The organism is Frankia sp. CcMO1, assembly GCF_977945845.1.
In genome coordinates, this window is sequence record NZ_CDWTMG010000214.1 from 1 (window position 1) to 8,720 (window position 8,720).

Annotated in this window: 11 protein-coding genes; 3 read left to right on the top strand and 8 right to left on the bottom strand. The window is 72.0% G+C overall.

All coding sequences use genetic code 11. The annotated features are described in order from the left end of the window. Both AC08OU_RS19585 and sigE read right to left on the bottom strand, forming a co-directional pair. On the bottom strand, window positions 1–523 hold a 523-nt coding region (locus tag AC08OU_RS19585; protein WP_476601549.1), incomplete at its 3' end, for an anti-sigma factor family protein. Continuing rightward, window positions 520–1,326: an RNA polymerase sigma factor SigE gene (gene sigE / locus AC08OU_RS19590; RefSeq protein ID WP_476601548.1), complete on the bottom strand. Its 807-nt coding sequence runs from the start codon at window positions 1,324–1,326 to the stop codon at window positions 520–522. The genes sigE and AC08OU_RS19585, both read right to left, overlap by 4 nt. Before the next feature lie 165 nt (window positions 1,327–1,491). On the opposite strand from sigE, the gene AC08OU_RS19595 reads away from it, so the two are divergent. Together AC08OU_RS19595 and AC08OU_RS19600 are read left to right on the top strand one after the other, a co-directional pair. Beyond that, window positions 1,492–2,145, top strand: coding sequence for an O-methyltransferase (locus AC08OU_RS19595; RefSeq protein ID WP_011438208.1), 654 nt, complete (start codon window positions 1,492–1,494; stop codon window positions 2,143–2,145). 154 nt (window positions 2,146–2,299) lie between these two features. After that, on the top strand, window positions 2,300–3,019 hold the full coding sequence (locus tag AC08OU_RS19600) for a hypothetical protein (RefSeq protein WP_476601547.1): 720 nt from the start codon (window positions 2,300–2,302) through the stop codon (window positions 3,017–3,019). 75 nt (window positions 3,020–3,094) lie between these two features. On the opposite strand, the gene AC08OU_RS19605 is transcribed toward AC08OU_RS19600, so the two are convergent. From AC08OU_RS19605 to AC08OU_RS19615, 3 genes are all read right to left on the bottom strand, one after another. Next, complete coding sequence (locus tag AC08OU_RS19605) at window positions 3,095–4,768, bottom strand: leucyl aminopeptidase family protein (RefSeq protein WP_476601546.1); 1,674 nt, start codon at window positions 4,766–4,768, stop codon at window positions 3,095–3,097. 94 nt (window positions 4,769–4,862) lie between these two features. Continuing rightward, window positions 4,863–5,030, bottom strand: coding sequence for a DUF3117 domain-containing protein (locus AC08OU_RS19610; RefSeq protein ID WP_007511639.1), 168 nt, complete (start codon window positions 5,028–5,030; stop codon window positions 4,863–4,865). Window positions 5,031–5,292: 262 nt separating this feature from the next. Further along, complete coding sequence (locus tag AC08OU_RS19615) at window positions 5,293–5,655, bottom strand: DivIVA domain-containing protein (protein ID WP_476601545.1); 363 nt, start codon at window positions 5,653–5,655, stop codon at window positions 5,293–5,295. Window positions 5,656–5,709: 54 nt separating this feature from the next. On the opposite strand from AC08OU_RS19615, the gene folP reads away from it, so the two are divergent. Continuing rightward, window positions 5,710–6,612, top strand: coding sequence for a dihydropteroate synthase (gene folP, locus AC08OU_RS19620; RefSeq protein ID WP_476596203.1), 903 nt, complete (start codon window positions 5,710–5,712; stop codon window positions 6,610–6,612). Between the two features lie 90 nt (window positions 6,613–6,702). Here the strand turns inward: folP and AC08OU_RS19625 are convergent, their stop codons facing one another. From AC08OU_RS19625 to AC08OU_RS19635, 3 genes are all read right to left on the bottom strand, one after another. Continuing rightward, window positions 6,703–7,302 carry an LOG family protein gene (locus tag AC08OU_RS19625; RefSeq protein ID WP_462188603.1) on the bottom strand — a complete coding sequence of 200 codons (600 nt, stop codon included), beginning with the start codon at window positions 7,300–7,302 and terminating at the stop codon, window positions 6,703–6,705. Then, window positions 7,299–8,129: an LOG family protein gene (locus AC08OU_RS19630; RefSeq protein WP_462188604.1), complete on the bottom strand. Its 831-nt coding sequence runs from the start codon at window positions 8,127–8,129 to the stop codon at window positions 7,299–7,301. The genes AC08OU_RS19625 and AC08OU_RS19630 overlap by 4 nt, the downstream gene beginning before the upstream one ends. A 299-nt stretch (window positions 8,130–8,428) precedes the next feature. Next, window positions 8,429–8,720, bottom strand: a 292-nt coding sequence (locus AC08OU_RS19635) for an FAD-dependent oxidoreductase (RefSeq protein WP_476605498.1), incomplete at its 5' end; no start/stop codon positions are given.

An 8,720-nucleotide genomic window follows, 5' to 3' on the forward strand; every position in this document is an offset into this window, starting at 1 on the left:
GCGCGGGACGGCCCGCCTGACCCAGATCACGCGCCGCCCCGCCGGTGGCTCCAGGCGCCGGTCGAGCGGCGAGCCTGGGCGAGGCGGGACGAGTGCCGGCGCCCGGGCGAGGATCGGAGGGGGGCTGTCGGAGCTCGGCGGAACGCGGCAGCAGGGCCGGTACTGTCACCGTGAACGCCCCGGGACGCCTGGCCGGGTCGAGACGGGTGGGGCCCCGCCTGTCCGGCGCAGGACGGAACTGGGAGCGATGGGACTGTGGGGACCACTGGGGCTGTTGGGGCGAACCCGGGGAGGACGCGGGCACCGCGGCCGGACCGCCCAGGCTGAGCAGCCAGACCGCGAGGCCGCCAGGAAGATCCGGGCCATCGAGGGCGACCAGCCGTGCCTTGACTATCCGCAGGGCCGCCACCTCCCGCTGGCACTCCCCGCAGCAGGCAAGATGCGCGAGCGCGCGGTCGCGAGCGTCATGATCGAGCTGATGGTCGATGAGAGGCGAGATCCGATCGCCGAGATGCTCGGTCACGCCCGCCGCTCCCGCGGAGCACCACCCTTGCTCCCGGCGGCGACAGGCCCATGCCGTCCCCCGCTTCTGAGCCGCCCGTCGTCGCCTCGGCCCCGATGCGGTCTGGTCGTGCCCGGCGGCGACGCGTCCGCCTCGGCGAGCTCCGCCGCCGGCCCGACGGCGGGCTCCGCGGCGAGAAGGGCGTCGTCCGAGACCGCCACGGCGGCGGACAACGCGGCACCGTCACCGGTACGTGGCGCGCGATCGGCCAGCGCCGCGCGCAACATCGCCCGACCGCGCGAGATCCGGCTGCGCACTGTGCCCAGTTTCACGCCCAGCGTCTGAGCGATCTCTTCGTAGGAGAGCTGCTCGATGTCGCATAGCACGACGGCGGCCCGGAAGTCGGGCGGCAGAGCGGCGAGCGCGGCCTCGACGTCCGCGTCGAGATGAGCCTCGGCGTAGACCGCCTCCGGGCTCGCCTCGCGGCCGGCCAGCCGCTCGGTGTCCTCGGGCAGCGCATCGAACCGGATCTTCTGCTGGCGACGCATGCGATCGAGGAAGAGGTTGGTGGTGATCCGGTGCAGCCACCCCTCGAAGGTGCCGGGGGTGTAGTCCGCCAACGACCGGAACACCCGAACGAACACGTCCTGCGTCAGGTCCTCGGCGTCGTGGGCGTTACCGGTGAGGCGGTAGGCGAGGCGGTAGACCCGGTTGCCGTGCTCACGGACCACGTCTTCCCAGGAAGGAGGAACCCAACCAGGAGCTTCTGCGGTGGCGGCGACGCCGGCGGCGTCCGAGCCCGCCCCGGGGTCCTGAGCAGCCACGGCCGCCTCTCGGTCGGTTCGCGTCAAACGTACCCGACGAGCCGGCCAGGGAGCGGCGAATCCCGCTGCGGACACCGACGTTTCTCCCCTCGATCCTCGACACGATGCGCGTTGACCAGATGAACGCGCGTCCCTGGTCTCCCGTTCCCGTAGGCTGCGGAAGTCATGCCGGACACTGACATCGGCGAGCTCGAGTCCGCCGCCGCCTATGCAGAGGGCTTCCTGCTGGAAGACCCGATCCTTCGCGCTGCCCGCGCCCGAGCCGAGGAGGTCGGGATCGTCCCGGTCAGCCCGGGTACCGGCGCGGTCCTGCGCTTCCTCGCCGCCGCCGTGGGCGCCCGCGCGGTGGTCGAGATCGGCACGGGTACCGGGGTCTCCGGTACCTGGCTGTTGCGCGGGATGCGGCCCGACGGGACCCTGACCACCATCGACGTCGAGGCCGAGCACCTTCGGCTGGCTCGGCGCACCTACGCCGACGCGGGGATGACCCCGGGGCGCAGCCGGCTGATCACCGGCCGCGCCCTCGACGTTCTCCCCCGCCTGACCGACGGCGCCTATGACCTCGTGTTCTGTGACGCGGACCGGCGTGAGGGCACCGAGTACCTCACCCAGGCCCTGCGGCTGCTGCGGCCGGGCGGCGTGGTGGCGTTCGCCAGCGTGCTGGCCCTGGCTCAAGGCCAGGCCACCGGCCCCGAGGCGGTGGCGGTCCGCGAACTCGCCACGGCTGTACGTGACGATGTGCGGCTCACCCAGATGCTCCTCACCACCGGCGGTGGCCTCCTGGTCGCCGTGGTCGCCAAGTCCTCCCCGGTCGGCTGAGCAGACACCCCGGCCGGCTGGCCAGGCACCCCGGTCGGGGTGACCGGTCCGCGGTAACACGATCGGGGCCAGCTGATCGTGCCGGTACCCGGTGGCTCCTCGGTGGACGCGTAAGGTGCGCTTAAGCGTGACATTCCTACGCCTTGGGGAGTAAATGGCACCGGCCGCACAGGAGTACCGGCGCTATGACGTCTACGACGGCGACCACGGCAACTACGGCGACTTCGACGCCTATGACAGCCGGGCCAGGGACGCCTATGACAGCCGCGCCGAGCCGCCGCCCGCCCCACGTGAGAGCCTGCTGCCCTACATCACGTTCGTCCTCGTCGTGGCGGTCCTGGCCGGGATTGCCGGTTACACGCTGAAGCGCCTGGTGGGGCCGGCGCACGGCGCGCGCTCCGCCCACCCGGCCGTACCGGGCGCCACCCCCTCCCCGACGGCCGTACCCACCCCGTCGGCCGCGGGAGGCGGCCTCGCCGGCCTTACCGCCGAGCAGGTGGCGATCCGGCTGGCCGGCGCGGGCCTGCCGCTGCACACCACCGTCGTCTACACCGCGGCCAGCGACCCCGATCGTCTCCTGGGCCGGGCGAACGGCTACACCAGCAGAATCGCCTTCAGCGATCCGCGAGTGGGCGTCAACGAGGTCTCCGGGAGCCCCGCGGACGCGATCGAGCGCGGCGGCGCGATCGAGGTCTTCGCGGACGCGGAGAGCGCGCAGCGGCGGGCGACGAAGCTCCTCACCGTCACCGCCGACAACCCGCTCGTCACCGAGTACGTCTTCGTCCAGCGCACCGTGGTGCTCCGGGTCTCCCTGGTCCTCTCCGAGGACATCGCCCGGGGATACGAGGCCGTGCTCCTGCGTCTCGCGGCCTGACCTCCCCTTCGCGGCCCGGCAACACCCAGGGGTACCCGGGACACGTCTGGGGGTTCCGGGGTTCCGGGGTTCTACTCAGGCCGCCGGTGCCTGGGACGGCCCACCCGACAGCCAGGTCAGCAGGGTACGCACCCCCCACCCGGTGCCGCCCCGGCTGATCTCGCCGTCGTCGGCGTCCGACCGTGCGGTGCCCGCGATGTCCAGATGCGCCCAGGGCCGCCGGCCCGCGAACTCCCGCAGGAACAGCGCCGCGGTGATGGAACCGCCCCCGACGTCCAGCGCCCGGCCGATGTTGGCGAGGTCCGCCACCGGCGAGTCGATCGCCGCCCGGTACTCCTCCACCAACGGCAGCCGCCACACCCGTTCCCCGGCGCTGTCCGCCGCGGCGGACAGCGCCGCCGCCAACTGGTCGTCCGAGCTGAACAGCCCGGCGGTGCGCCGGCCGAGCGCCACGGCGATCGCTCCGGTCAGCGTGGCGAGGTCGACGATGACATCCGCGTCGAGCGCGCCCGCGGCGTAGGCGAGGCCGTCCGCCAGCACCAGGCGACCCTCGGCGTCGGTGTTCAGTACCTCCACCGTGGTCCCGCCCCAGCAGGTGATGACGTCGCCGGGACGCATGGCAGTCGCACCGATCATGTTCTCCGCCAGGCAGAGCAGACCGGTGACGCGCCCGGGCACGTTCAACGCCGGCAACGCGGTCATCGCCCCGAGCACCGCCGCCGCGCCCGCCATATCAGTCTTCATGCCGGCCATCGGGACGGCCGGCTTCAGGGAGAGCCCACCCGAGTCGAAGGTGATTCCCTTCCCGACCAGGACCCGGTGACCATCGGTGAAGCGGCCCGCCGACGAACCATCCGGCCCCGCTGACCCGGTGGATCCCGCCAACCCGGCCTCGCCAGAAGTCCGCGGTGGCCCGTGATATTCGAGTTTGACCAGGTAGGGCGGCCGAGGGGAACCCTCACCGACGGCGCACAACCCCCCGAAGCCCTGCGCCGGAAGATCGTCGGGGCCGAGCAGGGTCGCGTCGAGACCCGCCGACGCGGCGATGCGCACGGCACGGTTCGCCAGCCACGCGGGTGACTTCACCAGACTCGGCATGTTGACCAGATCGCGGGCGATGTATACCCCGGTGGCCACCGCCCGCGCGGCGTCGACCGCGGCCGCCGCCCCAGGCTCGTCCGCCCGACCGGTGAGCACGATGACGTCGCCGGGCACGCCGTTCTCCGGCCCGGGCCGGCCGGCCGGGTCGGGCACTCCGCCAGCCGGGTCGGGCACTCCAGCAGCCCGGTAGGCGCCTAGCGCCAGACCTTCGGTGAAGGCCCTCAGGCCCGGATCGCCGGGCTCCGCCACCACCGCGAGCCGGTCCGGTGCCCCGGCGCGGCGGGCGAGCGCGGCGCCCGCGGCCCGCCAGTCACCCGGTTGACCGGCGCCGATGCCGACCACGAGCAGCCGGGTCGGCCGAGCCGTCCGGGCCAACGGCACCACCAGCACCGAACCCGCATCACCGCGCAGGGACTCGGACTCGACCAGCAGCGCGAGATCCAGTCCTAGATCGGCGCCGACGCCGCGGGCAGTCTCATCGAACACGGGTCCGTTCTCGGACGACGCGAGGACCAGGGCGACGGTCGCGGGCTCGACGCCGGCGGCGGTGGCGGTGGCGGTGGCGGTGGCGGACCGTAGGGTGACGCTGAGAGGAAGCCTGATGAGCCCGTCGATCGCCGGGCCTGGCGCGGAATCAACGATGCTCATGCCGGCCTTCTCGCCGGGACCGCCGGACCACGACGGGACCCGGCTGCCGCGGGACAGGCGCGAGGACAGCGCACACGGACGGACACACGGACGGTTAACCGACCGCGGTCTTCAGGGCATCCCCCAGCGCACTCGCCTCGTCGGCGGTGAGTTCCACGACGAGCCGACCGCCCCCCTCCAGCGGGACACGCATGACGATGCCGCGCCCCTCCTTGGTCACCTCGAGCGGACCGTCACCCGTCCGCGGCTTCATGGCCGCCATCGGTGCACCTCTTCCTGCCGTCGGACCTGCATCTGACGACGATTATCCCGTAGACCGGACCGCAAACCGAAACACGTCTCTGCGCGGCATCACAACAGTCGCCCGCCGCAACATCGAGAGGTGGGCGTCGATGTTGACGGCGGCGCCTGTACGTGTCCCTGCGTAGGCCAGATCGACCGGCTACCAACAGTCGATTGTAATGCCACAGACAGTCGGCGGATGCCACAGACAGTCGGCGGATGCCACGGACAGTCGGCGGCGATCACTCGTCGATCTGTGGCGAGCGAGTAACCCGATGCCCGTCCGGCGATGGCGCGGTGTCGACGCGCGCGAACGCGGCCAGCCGGACCAGCTCCTCGTCCCGCCGGGCCAGCTCCTCGTCCCGCCAGGCCAGCTCGTCGGCCAGCCGAAGCAGGACGGCGTCAACCTCGGCCATCCGGTAACCACGCAGCGCCATCCCGAACCGCGTGCGGGCAATGTCGCCGGCTGTTACCGTACCGACAGGTAGTCCGGTGGGAGCGCCGTCCGGCGGCGCCGGGGCGAGCCAATCGAAGCGACCGACGGCCAGCGCGGCCACCGCGAAGACGACGGCGGCCACGATCACAATTTCGATGACGAGCACCACGCATCCGATCGTGCCACGGCCCGCCGATCGCGGTGATTCTGGCAGGCTGGCCCGGTGCATGCCGACGCTGCCCACCCGGCCCCGCTACGGCGGGATCCGCTACGACTGGGTCCGCGGACCTTCGAGCCGACCGAGCTGATCGTGATGGCGATCGTCAACCGCACCCCGGACTCCTTCTTCGACCGCGGGGCGACGTACGGTGCGGCCGAGGCGTTGGCTGCGGTCGACCGTGCGGTCGACGAGGGGGCGGGGATCATCGACATCGGCGGGGTGAAGGCCGCGCCCGGCGGCGAGGTGAGTGCGACCGAGGAGCTGCGCCGCGTGGGTGGCTTCGTCGCCGAGGTCCGGGCCCGCCACCCCCGGCTGGTCATCAGCGTCGACACCTGGCGCGCGCAGGTCGGACGGGTCGTCGCGGGTGAGGGCGCCGACCTGCTCAACGATGCCTGGGGCGGGGTGGACCCGGCGCTCGCCGAGGTCGCGGCCGAGTTCGACGCCGGTCTGGTCTGCACCCACGCCGGCCATCTGCCGCCGCGCACCCGGCCGCACCGGATGGTCTACGACGACGTGGTCGCCGACATCGTCGCCACCACGGTGGGGCTCGCCGAGCGGGCGGTGTCGCTCGGGGTCCGGCCGGATGCGATCCTCGTCGATCCCGGGCACGACTTCGGCAAGAACAGCCGCCACTCCCTCGAGGCCACCCGCCGGCTGCCGGAACTGGTCGCCACCGGGTGGCCGGTGCTCGTCGCGCTGTCGAACAAGGACTTCGTCGGGGAGACCCTGGACACCGGCATCGACGAACGCCTGGAGGGCACGCTGGCCGCGACCGCGGTCAGCGCCTGGCTCGGGGCCCGGGTCTTCCGGGCGCACCAGGTGGCGGCGACGTGGCGGACGCTGCGGATGGTCGCGGCGATCCGGGGCGACGTCGACCTCGCCGTCGCCCGCCGCGGCCTCGCCTGAGGACCGCCCTCGCCTACCCAGCCAGCTCGCCTATCCAGAGGGATTTTTCGGACACGAAACCCTCTGGATAGGCAAGGAACAGGAACGGGCTCAGTCGCCCTCGACGATCTCCCGCAGGGTCGGGGGCGGGGGCGAGGTGACGGTCGCCTCTGTCACACCCGCCTCCAGGAAGTCCACCGCCTCGCCGATGCCGGTCGCCCAGCAGAGGGTGTCCCGGGCGCGCGGGCGGACGAACCCGCGGTCGACCATCTCGTCGACGAGGATCCGCAGGTGGGCAAAGACCCCGTCGGGGTCGAGGACCACCACGGGCTTGGTGTGCATGCGCAGGACCCCGGCGACCCAGACCTCAAGCAGCTCCTCAAGGGTGCCCAGGCCCCCGGGCAGAGCCAGGAAGGCGTCCGAGCGCGCGTCCATGAGCGCCTTACGCTCCCGCATGGTCTCCGTGACGATGATCTCGTCCGCGTCCAGGTCTCGGACCTCCATCGCGACCAGCGCCCGCGGGATCACGCCGACCGTGTAACTTCCGCCGGCCCGCGCCGCCCGGGCGATCGCCCCCATGCACGACACCGAGCCTCCGCCGGAGACCAGGGTGTGGCCGCGCCGGGCAAGCTCGGTGCCGGTCTGGGCCGCCAGCAGGACGTACGAGGGGTCGATCAGCTCGGAGGAGGCGCAGTACACGCAGATGTTCACGGAATATCCATACCTGCGGGCCGGGTGTGCCCGGCGGTTCCCTCCAGGATGATGCGCACGGCCTCGTGGATGCCGTCGGTGATCGAGAGGATCTGCAGGTCCCGCTCCTGGACCAGGCCGGCGGGCAGCAGGGTCGTCCGCATCCAGTCGACGAGTCCCGACCAGTACTCGGAGCCGATCAGCACCACTGGGAACCGGGTGACCTTGCCGGTCTGGACCAGAGTCAGCGCCTCGAACAGCTCGTCGAGCGTGCCGAACCCACCGGGGAGGATCACGAACGCCTCGGCGTACTTCACGAACATCGTCTTGCGGACGAAGAAGTAGCGGAAACTGACGCCGAGGTCGACCCAGTCGTTGAGCCGCTGCTCGTAGGGAAGCTCAATACCGAGGCCCACCGACAGGCCGCCGGCCTCCTGGGCCCCACGGTTCACCGCCTCCATCGCGCCCGGCCCCCCGCCGGTGATCACCGCGAAGCCGGCCTCGGCGAGCGCGGCGCCGAGCAGCCGGCCCTGCTCGTAGAACGGGCTGTCCGGGGGAATCCGGGCCGAGCCGAAGACGGTCACCGCCCGTGGCAGTTCGGCGAGCAGGCCGAAACCCTCGACGAACTCGCTCTGGATCCGCATGACCCGCCACGGGTCGGAATGGACGAACCCCGAGGGGCTGCGGGTGTCGAGCAGGCGCTGATCCGTGGTGGAGTGCTCCACCTGGCCACGCCGGGCAATGACTGGCCCACGGAACTGCTCCGGCGGCGGGATGCGGCGCTCGCGGCCGGTGGTCGGTGGCTGGGCACCGACAGGTGCGGGGTCGGAACCCGCAGAGCGTCCCACGGGCGTGTCGTCAGAAGAAGGCGCGGCGCCATCCTCCTCAGCAAGCGGTAGGGAGGGCGGCTCCGGGCTCGAGGACGGTGTCACGACGGCACCATAGGCCACGGCTCGGGCGTTGCGGGATGACGCCGCCCACGTCGGTGAAGCCGCTCACGCCGGTGGATCAGGACGCCCCCTCGCGGCGCAACAAGGCGAACACCGTGCGCCGGAGGACGTAGAAGTCCTTCGACTTCCCTTTTCGCGCGCATCAGTCATGTATCAGTCATGTGTCAGTGCGGGACACGACACGGGCCAGCACGGCGTCACCCCTCGGCAGCCGGCAGTGGAACGCGCACCCGCTGCAACGCGGCGCGGATGTCGGAGTAAGAGACGTCCTGAACGGCGACGCCCTGGCGAATCCCGCTTCCGGCCGCGATCGCCGCCGTCTGGCCGAGCATCATGAACACTGGTTCCATCCGCAGGGAGCACCAGGCGACGTGCGAGGAGGAGACGCAGACCGGGACGGCGAGGTTCACGCACTCCTGGCGGCGCGGCAGAATCGAGCGTAGCGATACCGGCCACGGCCCCGACGCGGGAACGTCTAGACTTGTCTTC